The organism is Streptomyces xanthochromogenes (genome assembly GCF_014650455.1).
Lineage (GTDB): Bacteria > Actinomycetota > Actinomycetes > Streptomycetales > Streptomycetaceae > Streptomyces > Streptomyces xanthochromogenes.
The window spans coordinates 145,088-171,780 of sequence record NZ_BMUZ01000004.1 but is presented as its reverse complement, the minus strand read 5'-3'; the positions used below and the strand labels follow the sequence as shown (position 1 = coordinate 171,780).

29 protein-coding genes and 2 pseudogenes are annotated in these 26,693 nt (G+C 70.4%); 21 read left to right on the top strand and 10 right to left on the bottom strand.

Features of this window, described 5'->3' with window-relative positions:
• From IE267_RS11715 to IE267_RS11705, 3 genes are all read right to left on the bottom strand, one after another.
• Complete coding sequence (locus tag IE267_RS11715; RefSeq protein WP_189763146.1) at positions 1-1,362, bottom strand: bifunctional o-acetylhomoserine/o-acetylserine sulfhydrylase; 1,362 nt, start codon at positions 1,360-1,362, stop codon at positions 1-3.
• A 515-nt stretch (positions 1,363-1,877) separates the two neighbouring features.
• On the bottom strand, positions 1,878-3,047 hold the full coding sequence (locus IE267_RS11710) for an FAD-dependent oxidoreductase (RefSeq protein WP_189763145.1): 1,170 nt from the start codon (positions 3,045-3,047) through the stop codon (positions 1,878-1,880).
• 269 nt (positions 3,048-3,316) lie between these two features.
• Positions 3,317-3,922, bottom strand: a complete 606-nt coding sequence (locus tag IE267_RS11705) for a TetR/AcrR family transcriptional regulator (protein WP_189763144.1) — start codon at positions 3,920-3,922, stop codon at positions 3,317-3,319.
• 169 nt (positions 3,923-4,091) lie between these two features.
• On the opposite strand from IE267_RS11705, the gene IE267_RS11700 reads away from it, so the two are divergent.
• The 3 genes from IE267_RS11700 to IE267_RS11690 all read left to right on the top strand — a co-directional run bounded on the left by IE267_RS11700 (position 4,092) and on the right by IE267_RS11690 (position 6,949).
• Entirely contained in the window at positions 4,092-5,555 is a 1,464-nt protein-coding gene (locus IE267_RS11700) for an amidase (RefSeq protein ID WP_189763143.1), read from the top strand.
• Positions 5,556-5,734: 179 nt separating this feature from the next.
• Positions 5,735-6,424: a LamG domain-containing protein gene (locus IE267_RS11695; RefSeq protein WP_229861125.1), complete on the top strand. Its 690-nt coding sequence runs from the start codon at positions 5,735-5,737 to the stop codon at positions 6,422-6,424.
• A gap of 150 nt (positions 6,425-6,574) precedes the next feature.
• Positions 6,575-6,949: a VOC family protein gene (locus IE267_RS11690; RefSeq protein ID WP_189763142.1), complete on the top strand. Its 375-nt coding sequence runs from the start codon at positions 6,575-6,577 to the stop codon at positions 6,947-6,949.
• A 276-nt stretch (positions 6,950-7,225) separates the two neighbouring features.
• On the opposite strand, the pseudogene IE267_RS40420 reads toward IE267_RS11690, so the two are convergent.
• Positions 7,226-7,759 (bottom strand): annotated as a pseudogene (locus IE267_RS40420) (SDR family NAD(P)-dependent oxidoreductase); the annotation flags it as partial.
• Here IE267_RS40420 and IE267_RS11680 point away from each other — a divergent pair.
• From IE267_RS11680 to IE267_RS11610, 15 genes and pseudogenes are all read left to right on the top strand, one after another.
• Positions 7,662-8,492 carry a helix-turn-helix transcriptional regulator gene (locus tag IE267_RS11680; RefSeq protein ID WP_189763141.1) on the top strand — a complete coding sequence of 277 codons (831 nt, stop codon included), beginning with the start codon at positions 7,662-7,664 and terminating at the stop codon, positions 8,490-8,492. The pseudogene IE267_RS40420 and the gene IE267_RS11680 overlap by 98 nt on opposite strands.
• A 95-nt stretch (positions 8,493-8,587) precedes the next feature.
• On the top strand, positions 8,588-9,337 hold the full coding sequence (locus tag IE267_RS11675) for a TetR/AcrR family transcriptional regulator (RefSeq protein ID WP_189763140.1): 750 nt from the start codon (positions 8,588-8,590) through the stop codon (positions 9,335-9,337).
• 126 nt (positions 9,338-9,463) lie between these two features.
• Positions 9,464-10,108 carry a ScbR family autoregulator-binding transcription factor gene (locus tag IE267_RS11670; RefSeq protein WP_167151676.1) on the top strand — a complete coding sequence of 215 codons (645 nt, stop codon included), beginning with the start codon at positions 9,464-9,466 and terminating at the stop codon, positions 10,106-10,108.
• 119 nt (positions 10,109-10,227) lie between these two features.
• Positions 10,228-10,866: a DUF3887 domain-containing protein gene (locus tag IE267_RS11665; RefSeq protein WP_189763139.1), complete on the top strand. Its 639-nt coding sequence runs from the start codon at positions 10,228-10,230 to the stop codon at positions 10,864-10,866.
• A 34-nt stretch (positions 10,867-10,900) separates the two neighbouring features.
• Complete coding sequence (locus IE267_RS11660; RefSeq protein ID WP_189763138.1) at positions 10,901-11,104, top strand: PLDc N-terminal domain-containing protein; 204 nt, start codon at positions 10,901-10,903, stop codon at positions 11,102-11,104.
• Between the two features lie 213 nt (positions 11,105-11,317).
• Complete coding sequence (locus tag IE267_RS11655; RefSeq protein ID WP_189763137.1) at positions 11,318-12,076, top strand: alpha/beta hydrolase family protein; 759 nt, start codon at positions 11,318-11,320, stop codon at positions 12,074-12,076.
• A 190-nt stretch (positions 12,077-12,266) separates the two neighbouring features.
• Positions 12,267-12,938: a DUF4097 family beta strand repeat-containing protein gene (locus IE267_RS11650; protein WP_189763136.1), complete on the top strand. Its 672-nt coding sequence runs from the start codon at positions 12,267-12,269 to the stop codon at positions 12,936-12,938.
• Between the two features lie 336 nt (positions 12,939-13,274).
• Positions 13,275-14,060: an alpha/beta fold hydrolase gene (locus tag IE267_RS11645; RefSeq protein WP_189763135.1), complete on the top strand. Its 786-nt coding sequence runs from the start codon at positions 13,275-13,277 to the stop codon at positions 14,058-14,060.
• Between the two features lie 170 nt (positions 14,061-14,230).
• Positions 14,231-14,965 carry a VOC family protein gene (locus tag IE267_RS11640; RefSeq protein WP_189763134.1) on the top strand — a complete coding sequence of 245 codons (735 nt, stop codon included), beginning with the start codon at positions 14,231-14,233 and terminating at the stop codon, positions 14,963-14,965.
• Between the two features lie 454 nt (positions 14,966-15,419).
• Positions 15,420-16,243: pseudogene (locus tag IE267_RS11635) on the top strand (M55 family metallopeptidase).
• A 179-nt stretch (positions 16,244-16,422) separates the two neighbouring features.
• Entirely contained in the window at positions 16,423-16,845 is a 423-nt protein-coding gene (locus IE267_RS11630; RefSeq protein WP_167151660.1) for a hypothetical protein, read from the top strand.
• Between the two features lie 253 nt (positions 16,846-17,098).
• Positions 17,099-18,553, top strand: coding sequence for a pyridoxal phosphate-dependent decarboxylase family protein (locus IE267_RS11625; protein ID WP_229861026.1), 1,455 nt, complete (start codon positions 17,099-17,101; stop codon positions 18,551-18,553).
• Between the two features lie 85 nt (positions 18,554-18,638).
• Positions 18,639-18,905, top strand: a complete 267-nt coding sequence (locus IE267_RS11620; protein WP_189763498.1) for a hypothetical protein — start codon at positions 18,639-18,641, stop codon at positions 18,903-18,905.
• A 166-nt stretch (positions 18,906-19,071) separates the two neighbouring features.
• The gene (locus IE267_RS11615) at positions 19,072-20,589 is read left to right on the top strand and encodes an LCP family protein (protein ID WP_189763133.1); all 1,518 of its coding nucleotides are present in this window, start codon (positions 19,072-19,074) and stop codon (positions 20,587-20,589) included.
• Positions 20,590-20,729: 140 nt separating this feature from the next.
• Positions 20,730-21,401: an alpha/beta fold hydrolase gene (locus tag IE267_RS11610; protein WP_189763132.1), complete on the top strand. Its 672-nt coding sequence runs from the start codon at positions 20,730-20,732 to the stop codon at positions 21,399-21,401.
• Positions 21,402-21,687: 286 nt separating this feature from the next.
• Here the strand turns inward: IE267_RS11610 and IE267_RS11605 are convergent, their stop codons facing one another.
• On the bottom strand, positions 21,688-21,873 hold the full coding sequence (locus IE267_RS11605; RefSeq protein ID WP_161245213.1) for a hypothetical protein: 186 nt from the start codon (positions 21,871-21,873) through the stop codon (positions 21,688-21,690).
• Between the two features lie 157 nt (positions 21,874-22,030).
• Here IE267_RS11605 and IE267_RS11600 point away from each other — a divergent pair, with 157 nt between their 5' ends.
• Positions 22,031-22,603, top strand: coding sequence for a hypothetical protein (locus IE267_RS11600; protein WP_189763131.1), 573 nt, complete (start codon positions 22,031-22,033; stop codon positions 22,601-22,603).
• Between the two features lie 117 nt (positions 22,604-22,720).
• Here IE267_RS11600 and IE267_RS11595 read toward each other — a convergent pair whose 3' ends face one another.
• The 4 genes from IE267_RS11595 to IE267_RS11580 all read right to left on the bottom strand — a co-directional run bounded on the left by IE267_RS11595 (position 22,721) and on the right by IE267_RS11580 (position 24,848).
• Complete coding sequence (locus IE267_RS11595) at positions 22,721-23,293, bottom strand: YbhB/YbcL family Raf kinase inhibitor-like protein (protein WP_189763130.1); 573 nt, start codon at positions 23,291-23,293, stop codon at positions 22,721-22,723.
• Positions 23,290-23,880, bottom strand: coding sequence for a cysteine hydrolase family protein (locus IE267_RS11590; RefSeq protein WP_167151646.1), 591 nt, complete (start codon positions 23,878-23,880; stop codon positions 23,290-23,292). Before IE267_RS11590 ends, IE267_RS11595 begins: the two co-directional genes overlap by 4 nt.
• A gap of 151 nt (positions 23,881-24,031) precedes the next feature.
• Positions 24,032-24,277: a hypothetical protein gene (locus tag IE267_RS11585; protein WP_189763497.1), complete on the bottom strand. Its 246-nt coding sequence runs from the start codon at positions 24,275-24,277 to the stop codon at positions 24,032-24,034.
• A gap of 130 nt (positions 24,278-24,407) precedes the next feature.
• Positions 24,408-24,848, bottom strand: coding sequence for a MarR family winged helix-turn-helix transcriptional regulator (locus IE267_RS11580; RefSeq protein ID WP_189763129.1), 441 nt, complete (start codon positions 24,846-24,848; stop codon positions 24,408-24,410).
• Positions 24,849-25,087: 239 nt separating this feature from the next.
• Between IE267_RS11580 and IE267_RS11575 the strand changes: the two genes are divergently transcribed.
• Together IE267_RS11575 and IE267_RS40115 are read left to right on the top strand one after the other, a co-directional pair.
• Complete coding sequence (locus IE267_RS11575; RefSeq protein WP_161245208.1) at positions 25,088-25,921, top strand: PIG-L family deacetylase; 834 nt, start codon at positions 25,088-25,090, stop codon at positions 25,919-25,921.
• A 296-nt stretch (positions 25,922-26,217) separates the two neighbouring features.
• A complete protein-coding gene (locus IE267_RS40115) occupies positions 26,218-26,349 on the top strand; it encodes a hypothetical protein (RefSeq protein WP_268251540.1) in 132 nt (43 codons plus the stop codon).
• 119 nt (positions 26,350-26,468) lie between these two features.
• Here IE267_RS40115 and IE267_RS39580 read toward each other — a convergent pair whose 3' ends face one another.
• Positions 26,469-26,639, bottom strand: coding sequence for a hypothetical protein (locus IE267_RS39580; protein ID WP_229861156.1), 171 nt, complete (start codon positions 26,637-26,639; stop codon positions 26,469-26,471).
• Positions 26,640-26,693 lie beyond the last annotated feature (54 nt).

Below are 26,693 nucleotides of genomic sequence, written 5' to 3'. Positions count from 1 at the left end.
TCAGGACGCACCCTTGGCCGCGCGGAACCCGGCCTCCAGGTCGGCCTTGAGGTCGGCGAGGCTCTCGATGCCGACCGAGAGACGCACGAGCCCGGCCGACGTGCCGGTCGCGGTCAACTGGGCCTCGTCCAGCTGGCTGTGGGTCGTCGACGCCGGGTGGATGATGAGGCTGCGTACGTCTCCGATGTTGGCGAGGTGGCTGAACAGCTCGACGGCGTCCACGAAGCGCTTCCCCGCCTCGACGCCGTCCCGCAGCTCGAAGGCGAGCACGGCGCCGGCGCCCCTGGGGAGGTAACGCTGCCCCGCCTCGTACCACCGGTTGGATTCCAGGCCCGGATAGTGGACGGCGGCCACTTCGTCGCGCTGCTCCAGCCACTCGGCCAGGGCCTGCGCGTTCGCGGAGTGCCGTTCGATCCGCAGGCTGAGCGTTTCCACCCCTTGGAGGAGCAGGAACGCTGAGTGCGGCGAGAGGGCGGGGCCGAGGTCGCGGAGCAGCTGCACGCGCAGCTTGACGGCGAACGCGCCCGGGCCGAGCGCCGGCCAGTACTGCAGGCCGTGGTAGCTCGGGTCCGGCTCGGTGAAGCCCGGGAACCGCTCGGCGTGCACGCCGAAGTCGAACGTGCCGCCGTCGACGACGACACCGGCGATGGTGGTGCCGTGGCCGCCGAGGAACTTGGTCGCGGAGTGGACGACGATGTCGGCGCCGTGCTCGATGGGGCGCAGGAGGTACGGGGTCGGCACGGTGTTGTCGACGATCAGCGGGACGCCCGCGGCATGTGCGACCTCGGCCACGGCACGCACGTCGAGCACGTTGCCGCGCGGATTGCCGAGCGTCTCGGCGAAGAGGGCCTTGGTGTTGGGCCGGATCGCCGCTTGCCAGGCGTCGAAGTCGTCAGGGTCGTCGACGAAGGACACCTCGATGCCGAACCGGGGCAGGGTGTGGCGGAAGAGGTTGTACGTTCCCCCGTACAGCGAGGTGCTGGACACGATGTGGTCACCGGCGGACGCCAGCGTGAGGATGGCCAGGGTCTCCGCGGCCTGCCCCGAGGCGAGGGCCACGGCGGCGACTCCGCCCTCCAGGGCCGCGATGCGCTGTTCGAAGACGTCCTGGGTGGGGTTGTGGATGCGGGTGTAGATGTTGCCTGGTTCGGCCAGTGAGAAGAGGTCCGCGGCGTGCTGGGTGTCGCGGAAGACGAACGAGCTGGTCTGGTAGATCGGCACGGCCCGCGCCCCGGTCGTCGGGTCCGGTACCGCACCGGCGTGGATCTGCTTGGTCTCGAACGACCACGCCGAGGTGTCGGGGCCGACGGGCTCGTCATCGGGCGTGTGGCCCGCAGTGACTGCGTCGATGGGCTGACTCATGGTTCTCCCTTGTGCGGCAGGCGGAGGTGGGGAAGGGCACGGGGACGGGCGGCCGGCACGCACCGCGAGACCGCACGCCGTGCCCGCGAGCGGATGCGGGACGGCGGGCAGCGCGATGCGGGGAAGAGCGGCGGGCCCGGGTGCTGGGACTGGGCGGTCAGCTCACGGCGGGACAAGCCGTGGTGGTGACACGCGCGTAGTCGACGTGGCGGCGGGTCACGAGCACGGTCATGCAGTGAGGGAACCACAGCCTGACCGTCAACACCCCTGAGTTCACACGGAGTTGACAATCGAGTCGGCCCGCTGTGGTCCCACCTCCAGGACCGGGAAGGCCGGTGCCGCCGGGCAGGTGGGCATTGGCGCGCCCGACGCCTGAGCCATCACTCGGACCGTGCGAACCCGACGCCTGGTCATCACTAGGACCGTGCGAACCCGTGGCCCGGTCCATCACTCGGACAGTGCGAACCCGTTCCCTCCAGGAGATCCGCACGCGGGGATCCCGACCCAGTGTGCGATCAAGGCGAGGGAGTTCCCGCGCCGGGGCCGCCGCGCTCGACGCCCTGCGGCTGGACGGCGGCGGCCATCAGATCGCGCAGGATGTCGTCGTCGAAGTCGCCTCCCTGTGCCTCGGCACCCTCGGAGGCGGCGGCCTCGGCGCTGCGGGAGAACATGCCCTGCTCGTACGCGGCGAGGGCGGCCTCCACGTCACCGGGATGTGCGGCGAGGGCCGCGCCGAGGTCGGCGCCGTCCAGCATGGCGAGGTTGGCGCCCTCGCCGTTCGGGGCCGAGAGGTGGGCGGCGTCGCCGAGCAGCGTCACTCCCGGCACCCGCTCCCACCGGAGACCCGTCGGAAGAGCGTAGAGGCGGCGCAGGGCCGGCGGGATGTCGGTCTCGGTGATCAGCGCCGTCAACTCCGGCGCCCAGCCGTCGAATTCCTTCGCCAGTCGCGCGGTCGCCCCGGCGGTGTCGTCGAAGTCGATGGCGGCGAACCAGGATTCCGGTTCGGCCAGACCCAGGTAGGCGTGGAGCGTGTCGCCCTTCTCCCGGTGGGCGAAGAGCTCCCTGCCCGGCCGGGTCGCGACCATCGAACCCCCGCCGACCGCTGCCGCTGCGGCGATGTGCCGGGTGTCGGCGTCGAAGAGATAGGTGTCGACGACCGACTTGCCGATGTACTCGGGCACGGAACCGCAGAGCAGTGGCCGCACCCGCGACCAGGCGCCGTCCGCGCCGACCAGCAGTCCGGTGGTATGGGTGCCGCCATCGGTGAACGTCACCTCGTGACGGCCGTCGCCGAGCGTACGGGCGCGGCCGACCTTGTGGCCCCAGCGGACGGTGCCGGGCGGGAGCGAGTCGAGCAGCATCTGCCGCAGCTCGCCGCGCAGCACCTCGGGGCGCCCTCCCATGCCGTCGTCGGGCTTGTCGAACAGCACGGTCCCGTCCGGGTCGAGTACGCGCAGGGCTTGGCGGCCCTCCAGGACGAGCCCGCGAAAGGTGTCCGTCAACTGTGCTGCTTCTAGGGCGAGTTGGCCGTTGTAGTCATGGATGTCGAGCATCCCGCCCTGGGAACGGGCAGCCGGGGAGGACTCGGCCTCGTAGACAGTGGCGGACATTCCGTGGACGTGCAGGACGCGGGCGAGCGTGAGGCCGCCGAGCCCGGCGCCGATGATCGTGACGTCGGTGGTCATGGGGTTTCCTCCTGGGCCGTGCGCCCTTGGGGCGGCCGCCCGGCCGGTCGGACCGGGGCACAGCTCCAGGGCAGCGGGACGATGGGGCGCGTCGGCGCCGCCTGCCGTTGCCGGCCCGGCTCCAACGAGAACCAATGTCCTTGCCACCACCGACAGTTCACCGACAGGGCACCGACCGCCGCCGACAACCGCCTGACGCGTCCGGTCCGCCCGCCTCGCGTCGCCGCGGCCGATCGGGGTCCTGACGGGGTCGGGCGTCGGCCGGGGCGTCAGCGGCCGGGGGCGCGGCGCCGGTCCACGATCGACTCGACGATCGTCATCATGCGCTCGCCCACCCGGTCGATGCTCCCGTTCTGCTTACTGACCTGCGCGCCTTCGAGCACGAAGGTGATCTCCGCCGCGACCTGCTCCGGGTCGTCGAGCCCGGCCTCGGCGCACAGGGCGACCAGCCGACGGGTCTGGCGTGCCTTGTGCTGCTCGATGACCTGGCGTGCGGGATGCGAGCGGTCGGGCAGCTCCGCGAGGGAGTTGATGAACGGGCAGCCCCGGTGCGAAAGCGTCGGCAGCCCGTCGGCGATGAAGCGGGCGAGCCCCAGGATCTGCTCCCGGGGGCGGCCGGGGTGCTCGGTCCCGACCCGGTCGAACGCCGCCTGATAGTCCGCGGCGACGATCCGCAGCCACTCCGCGACCAGCGCGTCCTTCGTCTCGAAGTGCCGATAGATCGCCGCCTTGGTGGTCTCGGCCCTTTCGGCGATGGCCTGGACGCCCACCCGCAGGATTCCCTCGCTCTGGAAGAGCTCCTCCGCCGCGTCGAGGATGCGCTCGCGAGGAGGCAGTTTCGCCACCCTGCCCGGCCTGCTGGCGGTCGATGCCATGACTGCTGCTCCGTGGGATCCGGTCGGTCGTGGGGGAGGTGGGGTCGTGCGACTTGCTGCTACGGTACCAGCTCGACCCGCACGATACCGATCGGTATCGTGCGAGTCTCATCGGTATTGCCTCTGGCGCCGTGCGGTCCGACACCTGGGCCCGATTCCTGGAGAGACAGTGAAAATCAGCGAGTACGTGGGCTTCGACGCGGTCGGACTGGCCGGGCTGGTAGCCAAGGGCGAGGTGACCTCCGCGGAACTCCAAGCGGTCGCTCGCGCCGCCGCGGGAGCGACCGAGCCGCGGATCAACGCAATCGTGGAGACCTGGCGGCCCGATGACGAGCCGAGCCCCGGCAGCGCACCGCTGGCCGGCGTCCCTTTCCTCATCAAGGACCTCGCGGTGGCCATGGCCGGACGGCGCATGGAACTGGGCAGCCGGCTCGCCGCCGGTCACGTCTCCGCCGCCGACTCCTTCCTCATGTCACGTTTGCGCCGCGCCGGCCTGGTCACCTTCGGACGCACCTCGACCCCGGAGCTGGCCTACAACACCACGACGGAACCGGAGCTGTACGGCGTGACCCGCAACCCGTGGGACCCGGCTCGCAGCGCGGGCGGCTCAAGCGGGGGTGCGGGCGCCGCCGTCGCCGCCGGTGTCGTGCCGATCGCGCACGCCACCGACGCCGCCGGCTCGATCCGCATACCGGCCTCGTACAACGGTCTCTTCGGGCTGAAGCCCACCCGCGGCCGGGTGTCCGTCGGCCCGTTCTTCGACGAGATCTTCAACGGCCTTGCCGTGCACGGCAGTGTGAGCCGCACGGTGCGCGACAGCGCGGTACTCCTGGACCAGATCCGCGGCCCGGAGGCGGGCGACCCGTACGTCGCCCCGGAGCCGCCCAGGCCCTACGCGGAAGAAGTCGCGCTGCCCCCGGGCACCCTGCGGATCGGCGTCCTCGCGCAGGGATGGGGCGGACACCGCACCGCCGCGCCGGTACGGGACGCCCTCGCACACACCGTGCGCCTGCTGGAATCCCTCGGCCACCGGGTGGAGGAGGCCGAGGTCGAACTGGGCGTGGCCCAGGAGGAGTTCCTCCTGGCCAATGCCCGGCAGTGGACGGCGAACCTCGCGGCCCAGATCGATGAACTGGCCGAAGCGCTGGGCCGCCCCGTCGACTCCTCCACCCTCGAACCGTCCACCCTCGCCAGCTACCACTACGGCCGCCGGGTCACCGGCACCGAGCTGGTCACCGCTCTCGCGCTGCGCAACCGGGTGTCGCGGAGCATGGCCGGGTACTTCGGCGCGTATGACGTCCTGCTCACCCCGACCGTGCCGGACCTGCCGGTACCGCTGGGCACCCACACCCGGGGCGTGGCGGAGCTGGACGGCCTCGGATGGCTCCGCCGTCTCTTCGACTTCGCCCCGTTCACCGCGGTGTTCAACGTGACGGGCATGCCCGCCATGTCCGTGCCGCTGGCGGCGGACGCCGCGACGGGACTCCCGATCGGCATGCAGTTCGCGGCGGGCTTCGGACTGGAGGGCCGCCTCTTCCGCCTCGCCGGACAGCTCGAACAGGCAAGCCCGTGGGTGGGCCGAATCCCGGCGGTGTGGGCCGGACGTTCGTCGTGTACGGCGCCGACCGGCTGACCGGCGAGGACTACCCGTACCTCGCCAAGGCCCGCACGTACGCGGGTGAGGGCGGGGCGAGGGTCCGCCGCCGGGCCGCTCCGCGCATCGGCGAAAACGGCCTGGGAAGGGATATTCGGCACGTACTTGGGCAGTATGGACCCGTGCTCTCCAACGCTCTCGCGTGGTGCCGCGCCCGTCTGCGCCGACCGCGTTCCGGTGTCCGTTCCCCGGTGGCCGATGGGCCGGTCGTGTTCACCGCCGATTTCGCCTCGCTGACACAGTGGGTCGCTGGACGATCGTCGGCGTATCCGGACGGCGGCCCCGTCAACCCCGGTGACAACAAGCTGGATTACCTGGTCGACGACCCTTCGTACAGCCGTGGCGGAGTCTTCCGGGCGACCCGGAACCCCGACGGCACCTGGAAGACCGGCCTGCTGACCACGGAAGGAAGCGCCGACGGGTTCATGGTGCGCACCGGAGACGTGCTGGAGGCGCGGGTCAGGCTGCCCGTCGGCGTGGGGGCCTGGCCCGCGATCTGGACCTGGCGGGACGGCGGCCAGGAGATCGACGTCTTCGAATACCACCCGGACAACCCTGACCTCCTGGAACTGACCAACCACGTCAAGGGGGGCCAGTTCTACTTCCGGGACGCCGTCGTCGCCCCCGACGCATGGCTCGATCTGCGTGTCCGGTTCGGTGCCCGGTCGGTGACCTGGTGGGTGAACGGCGTACGCGCCTTCGGCGACCGCGCCGGCGTGGGCCGGAACTGGCAGGCGTACCTCATCGTGAACCTGTCGGTCAGCGCCGGCCGCTATCACCCCAGGCCGCCAACGGACTTGGCGGAGCTCTCCTTCGAGGTGTCGTCCCTGCGCATCCACCGCCGCTGACGACGCCGACGGGCAGGCCCGTACGGGAACGGTGCGCGGTGCCGCCCCTGATCGTGCCGGCACACCGTGGTGCATGCTGCCTGAGGTGACGGGTACGCCCCTGCCGTACCGGAGCGCATGGGCGCGGCCCGCGAACGAGGAGTGTCGCAAGTGATTCGAAAGCTGCAGGCAGTGGCGTTGGACTGCGCCGATCCGGCAAGGCTCGCCGAGTTCTACGCGAGTCTGCTCGGCGGGCAGGTGGTGGCGGACCCGGACGATCCCGACTGGGTCGAGGTGCACGGTTTCGAGGGAGGGCGCCTGGCCTTTCAGCGGGTGGACGGGTGCCGGGCCCCCGACTGGCCCGGCCAGCAGGTTCCGCAGCAAATCCATCTGGACTTCGACGTGGACGATCTGGAGGGCGAGGAGAAGCGGGCGCTCGCTCTTGGCGCGAGGGTGCTCGAACGCACGGACCAGGTACACCCGGGAAGCAATTGGCGGGTCTACGCGGACCCGGCCGGGCACCCCTTCTGCCTCTGCCTGCACTGAGCGGAGTGTCCGGTTCACGTCACCGAACGGGCACGTCGACTGTGGCGCCCGTCGGAGCAACCTCGGCCCGCCGTGGCCCGTGTTCCAGGTGTGCGGCCGGGGTTGGACGCGGAATCGAGGTCCGCTCGGCACAAGTGAGGCATAAAACAGGGGAGTTCAGCATGGCCGTCCGTCGGCACACCATTCCGCTCGCTCTGGTCGCGGCTGCGGCGGCGCCGGCCCTGACCGCTTGCGACGGCGGTGCGGGCGGCGGTCCGCCACCCCGTCCGGCAAGGGGGCGTACAGGACCGTGAGCGCGTTGAGGGCGGCCTTGGACGACCGGTATGAGGCGGCAGCTCCGCCGCCGGGGGTGAACTGCGGATTGGGGCTGGTGCTCCAGGTCAGCGACGCGGTGCCGCTGGAGACGTTGACGATGCGTGGGTGGGGGGACCGGCGCAGGGCGGGCAGGAAGGCATTGGTCACGGCCACCACCCCGAACACATTCGTCTCGTAGGTGCGGCGGAACTCCTCCATCCCGGCTTCGGCCGGCGGGGCGAGTGAGGGGGAGATCCCGGCGTTGTTGACGAGCACGTCCAGCCGGACCACCTGTACCAGGGAGGGGTTGTACCCGAAGCAGTCCGCATCGGGCCGCTCTGCATCGGGTCGCTCCGCACCGGGGACGAGCCGGGCCCGGGTGGCCCTTCCGGGGCGGCGGGGCCGGGAGGAGATCCGGATGGCACGGCAGGAGCAGGCCCGCTTCCTGCGGGCCCGCAGGGCGAGCCTGCGTCCGCACGAGCTCGGCCTCCCGGTGACGGACGGACCGCGACGCACACCGGGCCTGCGGCGTGAGGAGGTGGACGGCCTTGCCCATACGTCGGTCGACTACTACACCCGGCTGGAGCAGGCCCGGGGACCACGCCCGTCGGCCCGGATTCTGGACGCGCCGGCGCAGGCCCTGCGGCTCACACCGGTCGAGCGCAGCCACGTGTTCCGCCTGGCGGGGTCCGTCGTCCCGCCCGGCGGCACCGCCGTGCGGCCCGTACGCCCGCAGGTGGCCCGGCTCCTTGAGCGGCTGCCGGAGACCGGTGCCGTCGTCACCGATGCTGCGTGCGGCATCGTCGCCCGGAATCCGTTGGCCCAGCCGCTGTTCGGCGGCGACCTCGGGGCAGGGACGACGAACCTGGCCCGGCGGCGCTTCCTCGGCCAGGGGCGGATGTACGAGAGCTCCAGCGCCGAGGGGTTCGGACACATCGTGGTGGCAGGTCTTCGCCGGGCAGCCGATCGCTGTCCGAACGACCCGCAGTTGGCGACGCTGCTCGCCGAACTGCGCGCCGGGAGCCAGGAGTTCGGGCGGATCTGGGAGACGCGTCCGGTGCATGCCCCCAGCCACCGTGCCAAGAATCTGGACCACCCGCGGGTGGGCAGGCTGCGGTTGAACTGCGACGTCCTGCTCGTGCCCGAGGACGACCAGGAGGTCGTCCTGATGGCGGCGGACCCCGGTTCGCCGGCCGAGCGTGGCCTTCGCGCGCTGGCCTCGGCGGCCTCCGTACATCCTGTACGCTGAAGCGAACGGTGTACCCAGATTGATTACGGTGTGCGCTTGCGTGCGGGGTGTTCGCCCCGTGGTCCGAGGGTGCGCGACGGAGACGGGGAGGCCCCATGCCGGCCGACGAGCAGCAGGCAATTCCGTCGGTGTGGACGCGGCCTCGTACGCGCCGGGAGCAACCGGCGCTGAGCCGGGAGCACATCGTGTCCGTGGCCGTCCAACTCCTGGACGCGGAGGGCATCGACGCGCTGAGCATGCGCAAGCTCGGCACCCGGTTGGGCGCGGGTGCCACCTCCCTCTACCGGCACGTGGCCAACAAGGACGAGCTCATCGAGCTGGTGGTCGACGAGGTGTACGGGGAGTTGGAGGAGCCCGACGCCGCGGGGTCCACGCACTGGCGGGACGTCACGGCGCGGCGCGCGCACGGGCTGCGGGCGATGTTCCTCGCGCATCCGTGGATCGCCTCGGTGCTCGGCGAGGTGGGCGTCGCCTACCTGGGGCCCAATCTGATGCGCCTCTCGGACCGCATGATCGCCACGTTCGAGGCGGCGGGATTCCCGCTGAACGAGTCGGATCACGCGGTACGCACCGTCTTCGCGTACGTCAACGGGATGACGACCAGCGAGGCGGCATGGCTGACGATGCTGGCGCGCAGCGGGCAGAGCGAGCAGCAGTGGGTGGAGCGCCTGTGGCCGGCCGCCGAGCAGGCGGCGCAGGCCTATCCGCGCCTGCGGAAGGGGTATGCCGACCAGCGTGGCAAGGACCCGCGCACCACTCGCGACGAGAACTTCCGGTACGGCCTCGATCTGATCCTCGACGGCCTGGAGGCCAGACTCGGGCAGGCGGGCCCGGCCGCGGGATAGCGGGGCGCGGGGCTTTCGGCGCACGCGGGGGAGTGGGGGGAATCCATGTCCGCGGCGCACACATCAATGATCCACCGTCCGATCCGTGCGGACGGCTCATCCCCTCTGCAGTAATGGAGTGCCTTGATGGCCAGGCAGGAACGCGCGTTACGTACGCGCAACGCGTTAATCGAGTCCGCCGCCGAGCTGTTCGACCGGGACGGCTTCGAGACGGCGTCGCTCGCCACGATCAGTGCCCGTGCCGGGGTGAGCAACGGTGCGCTGCACTTCCACTTCGCGAGCAAGGCGGCCCTCGCCGAGGCGGTGCGCGAGGCGGCCGCGCAGCGGCTGGCGAGGATCACGGACGGCGGTGCCGAACGGGGGGACGGCGGCGCCCTGCAGATGCTGATCGACACGAGCCACGCCCTGGTGCGGGGTTTCGGTCAGGACGTAGTGCTCCGGGCGGGGTTCGACCTGGGGGACGGCCGCGGGTCGACGGGGACGGGCACGGACCTGTGCACCCGTTGGCGGGACTGGGTGGAGGCGGCGTTCGCGAGGGCCGCCCGGGAGGGCGCATTGGCGCAGGACGCCTCGGCGCGCGACGCGACACTGGCCGTCGTGGGAGCCGTGGCCGGTTTCAAGGCGCTGGGCGGGCGGGACCCCGAGTGGCTGTCCCCGGACACGCTGACGCGCTTCTGGAGTCTTCTACTGCCGCGTGTGGCACAGGAGTTGACCCTGGGCGGCCTGGTGGCCGCGGGAACGGCGGCCGGCAAGGAAGCGCTGTGGTTCTGACGATCGGCTGATCCGCCGGACTCATGTGCGCGGCCGGCTGCCGATCGCTCGACGTGGCGGCGTCAAGGGTCCGTCAAGGAACCCTTGACGCCGGATCGACGTAAAGGCACGCTTTACGTATGACCGATGACTCGGAGTCCACGATGCCGCTCGGCACGCTGACAGCGCGGCTTGCCGAGCAGGCCGGGGCGCTGGCCGGGGCGGTGGGCAGCCCGTTGGAGCCGCCCGCCTACCTCGACCTGGTGCGGCGCGCCCGCGACGTGGACGGCCTGGCGGGACAGGTGCTGAAGCTCACCGTGCAGCAGAGCCGCGACGCCGGTCACACCTGGCAGGAGATCGGTGAACTGCTCGGCGTCACCCGCCAGGCCGCGTTCCAGAGGTTCGGCAAGCCGATCGACCCCCGGACGGGAGCACCCATGGACAAGACGGTACGCATGGAGAACGCGGCGGAACGTGCGCGGCAGATCGCCGAGGCCGTTCTCGGCGACCGCATGGACGAAGCCAGGCCGTACTTCAACGCCCAGGTCCTTGAGGCCTTCACCGACGAAGTGCGCGGCAGCGGCATGGCCACGGTCGCGGGCCTGGTCGGGGCGTTCGAGGGATTCGCCGAGGACGCCCCGTTCGTCCGCCGGGTCGGCGATCACACGGTGGTCGACATCCCGCTGCACTACGAGGCGGGCGACATGAAGGCCCGGGTGGCGTTCGACACCGATGAGAAGGTCGCGGGCCTGTTCATCCTGGCTCCGGAGACCCCGTAGCACCGCTGCACCGACGCGTAGAGAGGCCTTCATCATGCCGGCCGGCCCCGCCCCCACCGCGTGTATGGCGATCGTCCCGCTGATCGCCCTGCTCCCCGCCGTCCTGTGCATGCTGGACATCTCCCGCCACCCCCGCACCCGCACCCTGACCCCTCAACTCTGGCTCGCCATCTGCGCGTTCGGGAACGTGGTCGGTCTTGTCGCGTACCTCAGATACGGGCGCGACGAGCGCCGCTGAGCCGAGCCGGCCAGGAGCATCGGCCGACCGGGAAAACCCGTTGGCGCCCCCCGCCCCGGCGGGTAACGTTCGCTGTGCCGTGACACCGAACCGGGAGGTGAGACCCATGAACGCAGTAACCATGTGGGTGCTCCCCCTCTCCGTCACGGTCGGCGACTGACGAAGCTGTCGCCGGGAGCGCCTCGACTCAGGCACTCCCGAAAGGCAACAGCCATGAATACTCTTGAATTCACCACTGAAACGTCGTCGAACGGCATCGTCGAGCGCGAGTTCACCCTCGGCGACTTCGACGGCGCCCTCTGGTCGCCGGCCTCCGGCGCGGAACGCGCACCCCTGATCCTGATGGGTCATGGCGGCGGCAACCACCACAAGTCCCCGGCGATGACCGGCCGTGTGGCACGCCTGGTGGCCATCGGCGGCTTCAACGTCGCGACCATCGACGCCCCCGGGCACGGCCGCCGCCCGCGCACCGCCCACGACGAGCGCGAAATCGCCCTGATGCAGCAGGCGATGGCGGCGGGCGAACCCGTGGGCCCGATCGTCGTCCCGTACAACCTCCACCTGGCCGAGCGCGCCGTACCCGAGTGGCGGGCGACCCTGGACGCACTCCAGGAGCTGCCGGAGATCGGCCCCCAAGGCCCGGTCGGCTACTACGGGTTGAACATGGGCACCGCCATCGGCATCCCCCTCACGGCTGCCGAACCCCGCATCAGGGCCGCGGTCTTCGGCCAGTTCTGGCCCGATCCGCTGGCCGCGACGGCGAAGCGGATCACCGTGCCCGTCGAGTACGACCTGCAGTGGGACGACGAGCACATCCCGCGTGCGGAAGGCCTCGCCCTGTTCGACGCCTTCGCCTCGAAGGACAAGACGCTGCACGCGAATGCGGGCCGCCACAAGGCACTGCCCCGGTTCGAGGCGGACAGCGCGGCCCACTTCTTCGTACGCCACCTGGGCCGGGCGACGACGGCCTGACCCGGACGGGCCGAGCCGGCACCGCACTCCGCCGGCTCGGCCCCCTTCCCCGCGCGCAACCCCTGGGCTCCTGGTTGAAGCCGGCTGAAACCGTAGTAACGCCCCGCTGAAACCGGCCCGGCGCACTCTCTTCAACAACACGGCGGACACCCGCCGCGTCGAAGACAACGAGTCGCAGGAGCCCACCATCATGCAGAAGTTCGCCACCACCGCCCCGATCACCGCGATCCTCGCCATCCCGGCCGGACGCGTCCAGATCGTCGCCGCCGACCAGAGCCACACCACCGTCGCGGTCAAGGCCGCCGACGCCTCCAAGAGCCGTGACGTCAAGGCCGCGGAACAGACCGCGGTCACCTTCGACGACGGCGTGCTGCGCATCGAGGCCGCACCGGCCGGGAACCAGTACTTCGGCTCCTCCGGCGCCCTCGATGTGACCGTCGAGCTGCCCGCAGGCTCTCGGATCGACGCGAAGTCGGCCAGCACCGAGTTCCGTACGGTCGGACGCCTCGGCGATGTCGCCTTCGACGGTGCGCACGGCACGGTCGAGCTGGAGGAGACCGCGGGCCTGCGCCTGACCGTCCACGCCGCCGATGTCTCGGTCGGCCGGCTGGCCGGGAACAGCGAGATCCGGGTCTCCTCGGGCGACATCACCATCGCCGAGGCCCAGCACGGCACGCTGGAGCTCCGCACCGAGTCCGGCAGGATCACGGTCGGCGCCGCCCATGGAGCCTCCGCCACCCTGGACGCGGGAACCTCCCACGGCCGCATCCACAACGCCCTCACCAACACCGAAGGCGCCGCGGCGGCCCTGAACATCCACGCGACCACGGCCAGCGGCGACATCACCGCGCGCAGCCTGTAAGGATCATGACGCACCGTCAGCCAACCACGAGCCGCCATCAGGTCGCATCATGGCCGGCTCGGCAGGCCCCCGCTCGTCCGGTGCTGGACATACCGTCTGCCCAGCACCGGGGAGCGGAGCCGGTCGGGCGGGCGGGAGCCGGGCGAGGGCCCGGCGGACGCGTGACGTGACGAGTCGGCCGATGCCGAAGGCCAAGCCCTCGACCCTCCGCCTGACGATCGCCAGGCCGCGGCTAATACGCCGACGCTGAAGGTCACCGCCCCCCTCTGGGGGTCAGCACCTGCCGCCGACAGAAGTCGGTTGGCCGCGCCCCTGTCACACTGCGATCATCGGCGCATGCACATGCTCAGTGATGACCTTGGACACTTTTCCTACGACGTAGGGGGCGACGGGCCGCCCGTCGTGCTCATACACGCCGGTGTGGCCGACCACCGCATGTGGGACGCGGTCGTGCCGGCTCTCGCCGAGCAGCACACCGTCATCCGGTACGACCTGCGCGGCTTCGGTGAATCCGCGCCGCCGACCGGCCCGTTCAGCGAGAGCGACGACTTGCGCCGTCTCCTGGACCACCTCGGTCACGATCGTGTCCGGCTCGTGGGCGCGTCATGGGGTGGCCGCGTTGCCGTGGACTTCACGCTCGCCCACCCGGCACGCGTGCACTCCTTGGCGATCCTTGCCGCGCCGTGGCCGCGCTATGACTGGTCGGCGGACATGATCGCGTACGACGAGGCCGAGACGGCGGCCCTGGGCGCGGGCGATCTGGACGCCGCCGTGAGCATCAACCTGGACATGTGGCTGCGTGGCCCCTCTCGCAGCTGGGCCGACGTGGCCGATGGACTGGCCGACCAACTGCGCGGCCCGCTGCGGACATCGCTCCTGAACCAGGACCTGGTGGGCGAACACTCCGCGGGTCCCGGGACGGGAGACCTCGCCGCCATCGCCGTCCCCGCATTGGTGGGCGTCGGCAAGCTGGACGTCGCCGACTTCCAGGACATCGCCCGTCGCTACGCCGCCGCGATCCCGGGTGCCACCCTGGTCGAGTTCCCCACCGCGGCTCACCTCATCGCCCTGGACGCCCCGGCCGAAGTCGGTTCGGTACTGGGCCAGTTCCTCGCGCGATAGCGCTTGACGTCTGCTTGATGCCGCGAGGCATGTCTGATTCACCGACCGCGGCGGAGGGGCCGGGCCCCTCGATAGACTCGGATGCGGCTGCCACCAAGCGTCCCTAGGCTGCGCTCGCTGGAAGGGCGAGGCGTCGTCTCACGCATCTGGGGATCGGAGATGCACAAGGTATGGCCAGTCAACTGTTCGCGATCTGCTTCCATGCGGCTCAGCCGTCGAGGCTGGCGCGATTCTGGGGCGGGGTCCTGGGCTGGGACGCGGTCGACGGGCGCGGCGACGACATCGAGATCCTGCCCCCTCGTCCTGACGGCCTTGCCGGGTTCCGCATCCGGTTCCTGCCCAGCCGTGTGCCGAAGGTCGGCCAGAACCGGGCGCACTTCGACCTGACGAGCGCCTCCCCGGAGTCCCAACGGCACACGGTGGCACGAGCGTTGGAGCTCGGCGGTGCGCACATCGACGTGGGTCAACGCCCGGAAGAGGGACACGTGGTGCTCGCCGATCCGGAGGGCAACGAGTTCTGCGTCATCGAGGCGGGCAACAAGTTCCTCACCGGCACCGGTTTCATCGGCGCCCTGGCCTGCGACGGTACGCAGGAGGTCGGCTACTTCTGGAGCGAGGCGCTGGGTTGGCCGTTGGTCTGGGACCAGGACCAGGAGACCGCGATCCAGTCACCGGACGGCGGCACGAAGATCACGTGGGGCGGCCCGCCGGTGGCACCGAAGACGGGCACCAACAAGCTGTACCTTGAACTGATGCTGCCCGCCGGCACCAACGGGGAGGCGGAGGTGGCCCGCCTGATCTCGCTCGGCGCGAGCCGGACCAACTCCCTTGAGGTCGAAGGAAGTACGGTGCTGCTACGGGACCCCGACGGCAACGAGTTCTCCGTACGGAGGGGGTCGCGCTAGCGGCATCGGGCCGACGGCACGACGGTCTGGGACCGGATCTTCGCGGTGTTCGAGGCGACGGGCCGGTGGGCATCGTTAAGCGTCCGCGCCAGGGGTGTTGCCGCAGTCGTCAGGATGAGCACGGCGTCGTACAGGCCGTTGGAGGACCCCGAACATGACCGAAGGTTGCCTCGGTTGCTGGGACGTGAGGTGCTGGTGTCGGCTGTCGGACCTGAGCACGGCTGACTCGAACGGGCAGTTCCGCAGGACGAGAGCGGAGTTCCGGACCTCGTGCGAAACGCTGCTTTCGTGCTCGCACCTTACCCGGGTGCATGCGCGCGGTTGCCCCTGAACAACGGGTCTCATGCCAGAAGGCCGTCCCAGTAACCGAGTTGGGGATTGCGCACCCTGGTCCGTCGGGTCGGCCTGAGGCGGAGTGCCGAGGGGCCCGCAGAGCGCATAGGCTCTCCTCCTTATGAAGGTGCTGATCTCTGTTGACATGGAAGGCATCTCGGGGATCGTGCATCCTGCCGAGACGAATCCGGACTGCTACGACTACCAGCAGGGTCGCGCGCTGATGACGGCCGAGGCGAACGCTGTGATCGCGGGCGTCCTGGACGCCGAGCCGGCGGCCGAGGTCTGGGTCGCCGACGCGCACGGGCCTTTCCGCAACCTGTTGCCGGAGGACCTCGACCGGCGGGCTCGGCTGATTCGTGGCAAACCCCGCCCCCTGGGCATGCTGGGTGGGCTCGACGAGCACACCGACGCGGTCATGCTGATCGGCTACCACGCGCGAGCCGGAGGCGGCCCGGCCGTCCTGGCACACACCATGAGCGACGCGATCCTGGACGTACGCGTCGGCGGACGCTCCCTCGGCGAGATCGGCCTCAACGCCGCCATGGCCGGCCACTTGGGCGTGCCGGTCGTGTTGCTCAGCGGTGATGACACCGCTGTGCCGAACTGACTGATCTGGCGCCCTCGGCCGTCACTGTTGCGGTCAAACAAGCCCTCGGCCAGACCGCCGCCGTGGCGGTGCACCCCGAGGAGGCTCGGGAGCGTCTGCGTACGGCGGCTGCCAAAGCCATCGAGCAGCGCGCTCTGGTCGCGCCATTCGCACTGGCCGGACCTCTGGAGGTCGAGATCGATCTCTACGGCCCGCACATGGTTGACCTGGCGACACTCGTGCCAGGTGTCTCGCGTGCCGGGGGTGGGCGGAAAGTCGCCTTCACCGCTTCCGACTACGCCGACGCCTACCGGCTGGTCCTGCTGCTCGTGCAACTCGCGAGCATCAGGCCCTGACCCCGGGTGGACGCGGAAGGGCCAATGGCGGGCCAGGCGTCAGGAGACGGACGCCTGGACCACCACCGTTCGTGCGGGACGCTCAACAGACCCGCCCTCCTCGGCGAGACGCTGCTCGTGAGGGTGAGGTGCGGGCACGGCGCCCGGCTTCGGTCGCCCGGGTGGGCCAGGCTGCTGCCATGGAGATGAACATCAGGGTGATCAGGACGCTGGCGGGGGCGATGCTGCCCGTGGTCGCGCTCATCGCCGCGTCGGACACGGCGCTCGCACAGCCCGGTTTGCCTGGCGTCGGCATCAGCTCCGCCACGTGGGCCCGCTCATCGGTGGTGGGGGTGTGGGAGTCGGTGCCCGGGACGGGCGCCAAGCGGGTGGACAGCGTGGACCTGCGTGCTGATGGCACGTTCGAGCTGCGATTCGCGTACTACTGCCCGCCGGGCGCGATGTGTTTCGTGGGGCCGCGTGCTCCCGACCACGGCACATGGACGCGGAGTGGCCGGGGCGTCGACCTCACTGGTGCCGCGGGTACGTATTCCGGGCGGGTGGACGGCGACGTGATGGAACTGGACGGCGAGATCCTCCGGCGGGCCGGCTCCCGCCCGTAGGGCGTGGGGGCGGGCACGGGATCGGACCGACTGGCGGCGACAACTGGGCACCCCGTCGGCCGAGTTGTCCCGGCGCGCGTGTCGGCCTGCGGGACGGCTCGTTACGATCATGGCCTTGCTGTCCTGACCAGCGGGCCTTGCTACCACGAGAGGCCGACCGTCACCATGACCCACCATTTGCGCGCAGGACCCTGAGCAGTTCGATGAAACCTTCCTGCCTTCTGTCCCGAAGCCGCCCGCGGCGTATCGGAAGGTGCTGCGGGACGAACTCGTAGCCGCGGCCGAGTGGGCGTCCCGTTACCTGAGCGACCTGCCGGCCGGACCGGTGAACCGGCCGATGCCCGCGGAACACCGGGCACGCCTCCGTGCGGGGCGGCTCGGCCGGGAGCCCGGCGACCTCGGCGGGGTGCTGGAGTTCGTACGGGACGAGATCGCCCCGTACCCGACGGGGAACGGGCACCCCGCGTTCTTCGCCTGGATCAACTCACCGCCCGCACCGGCCGGGGTCATCGCGGAGCTACTGGCCTGCACCATCAACGCGACCTGCGGCATGGGCGAGAACGCCCTCATGGATCTGGAACGCGGCACGGTGCGCATGCTCGCAAGCCTCGCCGGGTTGCCCCAAGGCACGGGGGGAGTACTGACCAGCGGTGGTTCCATGGCCAATCTGCTGGCCCTCGCCACCGCCCGCACCTGGTTCCTCACCCGCCGGGACTCCGGCGACGGGGCCGCGTACGACCGAGACCACGCCCGCCTCACCGTCTACTACAGTGCCCAGGCCCACATGTCCGTGGCCAAGGCCGCCTCCTGCATCGGCCTGCCGGCCCATCGGCTGCGTCCCATCGCGACCGACGGGTCGGATCGCATGGACCCTGCCGCGTTGAGGGCCGCGATCACTGCCGATCTGGATGCGGGGCTATTGCCGTTCTGCACGGTGAGCACACTGGGCACCACCGCGACGGGCGCGGTCGACCCGCTCGAACCGATCACGGAGGTGTGCCGGAGCGCAGGCATGTGGCATCACGCGGACGGTGCCTGGGGCGGCCTCGGAGCCGCAGTCCCTGCCCTCGCACCCCTCTACCGGGACGTCGGCGGCCTCGACTCGATGACCGTGGACCCGCACAAGACCCTGAGCGTGCCGGTGGGGTGCGGAGCACTCCTGGTCCCCGATCCCGAGCACCTCCACACAGCCTTCGCGCACCAGGCTTCCTACCTCGTGGCGGACGAAGCGGATGGAGCGGACGCGGCGCCGTGGCTCTCCCACGCCACCATTGAGCTGACGCGTCCCGGTACGCGGGCACTGGCGCTGTGGGCCACGCTGCACCACTTGGGGCGCGACGGTGTCGCCGGGATGCTCACTCAACAGCTCGCCCTCGCAGCCGAGTTGAGGGAGCGCATCGTCGCCGAACCCCGGCTCGACCTCTTGGCCGGTGGCCCATGGCCGGTCGCCTGCTTCCGCATCGCCGACCCGCGGCGCGTCGCACCAGATGCCCTTCACACACACGTCGCCCGCCGCGTCCAGGAGAACGGGCGCGCCTACCTGGCCACCGTCGCCGCACGGGGCCGCACCGTTCTGCGCGCCTGCGTGTGCAACTACCGGACCACCTCCGACGAGCTCGACCTCCTCGTCCGTGAAGTCCTCCACGCCGCTGACGCCGATGGCCGTCCTGGGCCCGCCGTGAAGGGGCAGCGGTCGAACGGTCGGTGACCTTCGCCTTCCTCCCGGGCGAAGGCGTGGGCGGCCACATCGTAATAGCAGGATTGCCAAGTTGCGCAACCTATAAAGTATTGCCATGAGTGTGAATGACAGGGCGGGTTGGGAACTGGCCGAGCTCGACGGGGGGCCCGCGCACGGGCTGCGCATCCGGGTCGTCGGCCAGGCGACGGTGTTGCAGGTGACGTACCCGTGCGCGGTGGAGCCGTCCCGCGGGGAATCCGTGAGCGTGCATGCGCTGTTCGTCTACCGCCGGGACGCGCGACAGGAAGTGCGGCGGGATGCATCGAGTGGCGCCGACGGCGGTCGGCCCGTGCGGTACGGCTTCGACCCGGCCAGCCCGTGAGCCCCGCCCGCGTTCTGCTCGATGACGCCTTCGTCCCGCCCCGCCAGGTAGTCCGGGCGGGGTGCGCTCACGAGAAAGCTTGCTACATTGCGCAACTGAGGAAGTGTTGCGGGGTGGGGTGAGTCGACCCCTTCTTTGGTGAGCCGTACGGACAAGGGGCGCGCGGATGGCAGGCAGTCGTAAGGCGTCGAGTCGGCGCAGTGGCGGCGGGCGGACTTCGGAGCCAGGCCGACCGCGCGGCCGCCGCAAGACGAAGGCCGCTCTCGCGGTAACGGTTTCACTGCTCGTGCTGCTGACGGCCGGCGCCGGGTGGATCTACATCCAACTCGACGGCGACATCGAGACGTTCGCCGCCGACGGCGTCTCCGACGACCGGCCGCCCGCCTCGGCGAACGGATCGAACGTCCTGGTCATCGGGACGGACGCGCGGACCGACGGCAACAGTGATCTCGGCGGCGGCGACAAGAACGACATCGGTCGCTCCGACACCGCCTTCCTGCTCCACGTCTACGCCGACCAGAAGCACGCCGTGGCGGTCTCCATACCCCGGGACACCCTGGTCGACATCCCTGCCTGCAAACTGCCCGACGGCACGTGGACCAAGCCAGAGACCGACACCATGTTCAACGCCGCCTACTCGGTGGGTCAGACCGCCAAGGGCAACCCTGCCTGCACGCAGAACACCGTCGAGAAGCTGACCGGCCTGCGCGTCGACCACACCGTGGTCGTCGACTTCAAGGGGTTCGCGAAGATGACGGAGGCCGTCGGCGGCGTCCAGGTCTGCCTGCCCCAGGACGTCTACCAGAAGGACCTCAACCCCAATCGGTCCACCCGCGGTACGCAGATCTTCGCCAAGGGGCCACAGACCGTCTCGGGTCAGAAGGCTCTGGACTACGTACGGATACGGCACGGCATCGGCGACGGGTCCGACATAGGCCGCATCAAACGCCAACAGGCCTTCGTCGCCTCGCTGATGAAGAAGGTCAAGAGCGACGGCATGAGCCCCACCAGCCTGCTTCCGCTCGCCGATGCCGCGACGCAGTCGCTGACCGTGGACCCCGGACTCGGCTCGGCCGACAAGTTGATCTCCTTCGCCCTGTCGATGAAGAACATCGACCTGCACAACACCAAGTTCGTCACCCTGCCGTGGCGCTATCAGGGTGCTCGGGTCGCGATCGTCCACCCGGACGCCGAGGCGCTGTGGGCCGCCCTCAAGGCCGACCGCACTCTCGACGGGCAGAACGCGGGGAGCCCCCAAGGGGAGCGGGCCGGTTCCTCGGCTCCGTCGCCGGGCGCCGCTGAACCGGTGTCGGGGAAGGGCGTCTCCGTCGCCGTGTACAACGGCACCACCATCACGGGTCTGGCCGCCCGCGCGGCGGAAGCGCTCAAGCAGCACGGCTTCACGGTCACGGGCACCGGCACAGCACTCGTGCGGACCCAGACCAGAACCGTCATCGAGTACGGGCCCGGTGAGAAGGACCAGGCCGAGAAGGCCGCCCGGGTCCTGACCGACGCGGAGGCGACCGCCGCGGCCGCGCCCGGGATCAAGGTGATTCTCGGCAAGTCGTACGCCGCCGACCCGGTAGCGCAGAAGACCGTCACGCCGAGTGCGGTGCCCTCCGACATCGCTGGAGGGGCACGCTCGGCCGACGACGACCCGTGCTCCAACCTCTCGTACGGCTGACCCCGGCGGCGGCCGGGCGCCACTCCGCGACGGCTTCCGTGCGGAGAGGGGCAGGGGAAGCTGCTTCTCGGTCACGGTCACTGCCGGCGCGCCGACGGCCCTCGTAGAGTGACCGCACCCAAGTGACAGGAGAGGCAGACATGGCGACCTTCGTTCTGGTTCCCGGCGGGTGGCACGGAGGCTGGTACTACTCGGGGCTGGCGGCCCGGCTCCGGGAGGCGGGGCACCGGGCACTGCCCGTCACGCTCTCCGGCATCGGCGAGCGCGCACACCTCAACGGCTCGGCGGTCAACCTCGACACCCACATCGAGGACGTTCTCGCGGTGCTGGCGTCCGAGCAGGTCACCGACGCCGTTCTCGTCGGGCACAGCTACGGGGGCATGGTGATCACGGGCGTTGCCGACCGGGCGGGCCCGGGCGTGGTGCGCCGGCTGGTCTACAGCGACGCCTACGTACCCCAGGACGGCGAATCGTGCTGGGAACTCACCACGGAGGCGTTCCGTCAGTTGTTCCTTGAGGGCGCCGCGGGGGACGGCCACTCCGTCCAGCCGCCGCCCGGTCTGGACGCCCGCACGACCGCGCACCCCCTCGCGTCCTTCCTCCAGCGCATCGTCCTTGGCGGGGAGGGTCTCGACCGGGTCACGACGCGGGACTACGTCTACCTTTCGGGCTGGTCGGGCACGCCGTTCGCCGGGGTCTACGAGAAGTTGTCCGCGGATCCTGGGTGGCGCACCCACGTCCTGGAGAGCAGCCACAACGTTCTGCGTGACGCGCCGGACGAATTCGAGCAGATACTCCTGCGGGGGGAGTGACGCCCTTGCCGTGATGTGACTCGGCGAAGGCGGCGGCCCAAGTGTCGAGTGCCAGGTGCCAAGTGGCCGTCGCCCGTGTCGGCAGCGAGGCCGGCGTCTGCATGCTGATGGCCGCCTCGGCGGACGCGACCGGGGGCGCCGCGCCCGGCAAGTGACGACGGCGCGGCAGGCGGTGCGCAGGCCAAGGCGCTCCAGAGCGACGGGGCGCGCGGCTCGCACCGGGCGAGCTCGCCGCCCCGCCCCCGCCTGATGTCCCAGGGGCCCGTCCCGCGGCGCAGTGGGCTCCTCAGCCGAAGGCCGAGAACGAGTCGTCGTCCCGCAGGTGGGCGCGCCGCACCCCGCTCCAGTCCAGCGCCTCGCGCGCTTCGTGCTGCGCCTGCTCGGCCACGGTGCGGGTCTCGGCGAGGACGTCGCCGCGTTCGCTGATCAGTCGCTGGTAGATCGGGGGATGGGATATCTCTGACGAGTTCATGATGCTTGATCTTTCCCGTTCGCCGCGGATCTGTCAGCCTGAGGGCCCGCCGTTGCCCTGTGAGATCCGCCTCGGCCGGTCGGAGACCGCTGATGGAGCGGCGGCCGCGACCCCATGGACGGAGCCTGCGCGGGCGCAGGCTATGGTGACCCGCTCGATGTCCGAGGTGGGGGTGGATCGCGTGAAGCGGATACGGCTGTGGTCGACGACCTGTGCCGTCACGGCAGTAGCCGCACTGCTTGCGGGGTGCGGTGGTTCGGGCGGCAGCACGGCCCCGGATTCGACCGTGGACGTGACTCCCTCGGCGGGCGCCCCCGCCGGTCGGTCCGCGGCACCGGCGTCGGACAGGGCGGCGGTCGCGGAGAAGGTCAATTCCGCGGTGGAGGCGCAACTCTCCCTGGACGAAGGGCGGTTCGGGTCCGGCAGCAACTCGCCGTGCGCGACGGCGTCCGCCAAGATGTTCACGCGGCAATGCGCGGCTGCGGCAAAGGGCACGAATGCGGATGCCTCATTCGCCCTGGCCCAGGTCGACGGCCATGAGGGCTTTGCCGCCCTGCGTTCGGTGGCGCGGGAGATCCAGAACTCTGCCGCCGCGTATCAGCGGCTGGGCTGCGGGGCGAACCCGTCGAAGGCTGCCACGCGCCACGCGTGCCTGGAACCCGCGGCGGTCCTCGCCCAGGGCTTCCCGGATCTCCGCGACGGGGCCAACCTCGGCCTGGCCGGGAAGTGATGCCCGGACTGTCCAGCCCGGTGCGCCGAGCCCCGTGAGACCGGCCTGCCCACCTGCTATCGGCAGCCCCTCGCGGACCTCATTGTTGCGAGGCATCGGGGATCACCATCCCCGACCTCAGCGTTCGTAGACGCCAGTCAGTCGGGCGCGGCCGAGGACGGGGCCGGTGACGGATTCGAGGAGGGCGCGAGGCCGTGCCCGGTCCGCCGGTCTCGCGTCGTCGCCGTTGTCCACGGGGGTCGCCAGGGCGAACAGCTGGAACACATAGCGGTGCGGCCCGTGGCCCTTGATCGGGCCCGGGCCGTGGTAACCGCGTCCGATGGTGGAGCGCATCAGCCGCACTCCGCGTCCGGGCTGCCGCGCGTCGAGCGCACCCGGCTCCAAGTGATCGCACGACGGATCGATCAGGGCGACACAGTGCACGGCGGGCTTGGCCATGGGGACGTCGACGTCCTCCATGACCAGCAGGAGTTGTGCCGTGCCGGACGGCGGCGGGGACCAGGTCAGGCGGGGCGACAGGTCGCGGCCGCCGATGTGCTTCCCGCAGTGCTCCAGCAGCATGGTGTCGCCGTCGCCGAACTGGTCGCTGGTCAGCGTCGGTCCTTCCGGGCCCCGCAGGTTGGGCAGGTGCCAGGCGGCCTGGGTCTCGTCCGCCCTGCGGTTCTTGAGAAGTCGTCCGAGCAGTGTCATCGGGTTGCTCCCAGCATGTCGATGAATTCGCTTGTGGTGGTGGTCTCGCCGAGTTTGGGGAAGACGCGCGCGACGCTGTGGCGATGGGCCTCGGCATCGGGGTCGGTCATGGCATCGGTGGCGAGGACGACGTGGTAGCCGTAATCGCAGGCCGAGCGCGCGGTCGACTCGACGCCTGAGCTCGTCGATATGCCGGCGAGCACGACCTGCGTGACGCCCAGGTCCCGCAGGAGCGTGTCAAGACCGGTGTCGTGGAACGCGCTGCGCCGCCGCTTGCTGATCAGGTGATCGGTCGGTCGCACGTCGAGTTCGTCGACGAGGTCGGCCCAGTCGGCGGGTGGCGCCGGCCGCCCGCCCCCGGACCGTGCGGTCCGGGGGACCGGGCGGCTGTGGTCGGTACGCCCCGGCGCACGTCCGGTGACGTTGACCAGGACCACGGGCAGGTCGTGCCGCCGGAACTCGGCGGCCAGGCGGGCGGCCTGGGTGACCGCCGCGGTCGTCCCGTCGTCCGAGGGGGCCGTGACGATGCCCTTCTGCAGATCGATCACGACGAGCGCGGGCGTGGTGTCGACGGTTGTCAGCGTCATGGCTGGCTCTCCTGTGGGGTCCGGCGGTTCACCGGGTTGGGAAGAGAAGCGGTTCGGTTCGGAAGCGAACGGTTGTGAGGCAAGCCGGTTGTGAGGCGAACCGGTGGGGAGGTAAGCCGATTGAAGGCGAGCCGATTGGGCGACGATGGCGTCAACGTTCGCTCCCGTACGGCCTGTTGGGCTCGACCGGTACTTCCGTGCCAAGGGTCTCGGCGGGCGTGCCTGTCGGTGGACCGCCGGTCTTGGCAGCGGGGTTGGCCCCACGCAGCACGGAGGCGATCGCGGCGAGGAGGGCGAGTGCGGCGCCGAAGGCGAAGACGACGACCAGGCCCGAGTGAAAAGGACCGGAGATCAGGTTCGGGAAGAACTCCCGTTCCGCGTGCCCCGGCGGGGGCACGCGTCCGGGGAGGATCCGTCATCGGTCTGCTTCCTCGTGATTCCTCGTGGTCTCTTCGCGCCAGGTCGGCGGTACGCCGCCGCCTTCAGACACTTGATGCCGCCGATGAGCGCTCGATGCCGTCGACGTCTCAGATGTTCTGAGCCAGCCGCGCGAGAAGAGGGGCGGATGCCGCGAGTTGCTCCAGCTCCGCAGAAGTGAACTCGCCGCTGGTCAGGGCGCGGGCGATGAGCTCGGCCCGTGCGTTGCGCTTGTCCCTGAGCGCCTGGTGACCGGCGTCGGTCACCGACATCACGCCGCGCCTGCCGTCATGGGGATCCGGGCGGCGCTCGATCAGGCCACGGGCCCGCAGCTCACCGAGTGTGGCCCCCATGGACTGCGCGGTGATCTGCACCTCCCGGGCGAGCGCCGAAGAGGTCGTGGGCCCCGAGCGGGCCAGGTGGGACAGCGCGGTCCGCTCGGGCATCGTCAGTCCGCCTTCGACCGGCACCTGACGCACCCGTCGCACCAGCACGCTGAGGCTCGCCAGCAAGGTGGTCGCGACTTCGCCGGGGTTCAGTTCATCGCCCATATGCTAAGGCTACCTTATCAACCAGCCTTAGTATATGTCGTGCCGCTCTCTACGAGACTGAAGATCCCGTAGCGGGAACAGGTGGTCACTTCGCTGCTGTTGCATCTGGGGAGGGACCGGCGCCACGCGTCCGGGGGAGGGGGATCGTGAGGTCGTCCGCCCTGACAGGATCGAGCCTCGGGATCGCGGCACACCGTCGCGCAATCGGACCAATGCGTTTCCTAGCAGGAGGACTTTTCATGGCTGACCGGCCGCTGACCCTGATGGCAGTGCACGCCCACCCCGACGACGAGGCCACCAGCACTGGCGGAATCCTCGCCCGTTATGCGGCGGAGGGCATTCGCACGGTGCTCGTGACGTGTACCGACGGCGGTTGCGGTGACGGACCCGGAGGCCTCAAGCCGGGCGATGCCGGACACGATCCGGCGGCCGTTGCCTCGATGCGTCGCCGCGAACTGGAGGCCAGCTGCGATGTGTTGAAGATCAGCGACCTGGAGCTGCTCGACTACGCCGATTCGGGAATGATGGGCTGGACGAGCAACGACGCCCCCGACTCGTTCTGGCAGACCCCGGTGGCTGACGGCGCCGCTCGACTCGCGGAACTCATGCGCCACTACCGGCCCGACGTGGTCGTCACCTACGACGAGAACGGCTTCTACGGCCACCCCGACCACATCCAGGCGAACCGCATCACCACGGCAGCGCTGGAGATGACCGACCTGACACCGAAGGTGTACTGGACGACGATGCCCCGCTCGGCGATGCAGCGGTTCGGGGAGATCATGCGCGAGTTCAACGGGGACATGCCCGAGCCGGACCCTGCGGAGGCGGCCGAGATGGCCAAGATCGGCCTCCCGGACGACGAGATCACCACATGGGTGGACACCACCGCGTTCAGCGGCCAGAAGTTCGACGCGCTTGCCGCGCATGCCAGCCAGGGCGAGAACATCTTCTTCCTCAAGATGGGCAAGGAGAAGTTCGGCGAGCTGATGGGCGTGGAGACCTTCGTCCGCGTCCAGGACACCACCGGCGCGCCCCTGCCCGAGAACGACCTCTTCGCCGGTCTGCGCTGATCCGACCGCCCGATGAGACCGGGGGAGTGCGTAGCCGGGGCGTCCGCCCCACGCGGTTTGCGTCGGCACGCCGACGCATCGGGTTCTCGGCGGTAGGGCGCGTCCCGTGTTACGCGGGACCGACTCGCGCCGGCTGCGAGACCTTTCAAGGTGCTTTCAAGGGGCTTCCAAGGTGAGGAGGTCTCCCACGGTGACGCGGTCGAGCCAGCGGCAGTGCCCCCGCACCGGGTGCCGGCCGTGGCTCGACCGCGTCGTCGTGCGCGGGGGAGTTCCTGGCGGGCTGTGAAGCGGCCGTGATGGTCCGCACCACCTTCGAGCCTGTGCTCACCAACAGCCGCCGGCCCTGGTCGGCCCTCGATGTGTTCGTCCTCGGCTCACACCGTCCGTACGGCACCCCCGAACATGTCACCACCGGCAGTCAAAGCTGATCGACGACCAAGCCGCTGCGCGCGAGGAGTTCGTGCGCAGCAGTCGTAGCGTCTGCCGTGTCAGTGCCGAGCTGGAGCACGGTATCCGTACCGAGCCCGGCATGAGGCCTGCCGTGTGATCAGGATATGGCCGTGTCGCCCGGCAGGCCGGGCTTGAGCTTGGGCTCGAGGAAGGTGGCGGGTGGAGCAGCGGCCTGGGAGCGGGGCGCTGCCAGACGCGGACGCGCCGACTCCGGGGAGCTGAAGGAAGGCGCGTCGTTGTCCAGGGGACTGCTTGGGTCTGTGGTCACCCGCCCAGTCTGCCGTACGTTCCGGCCCACCTCCATCCTGAATTGATCGCTTTG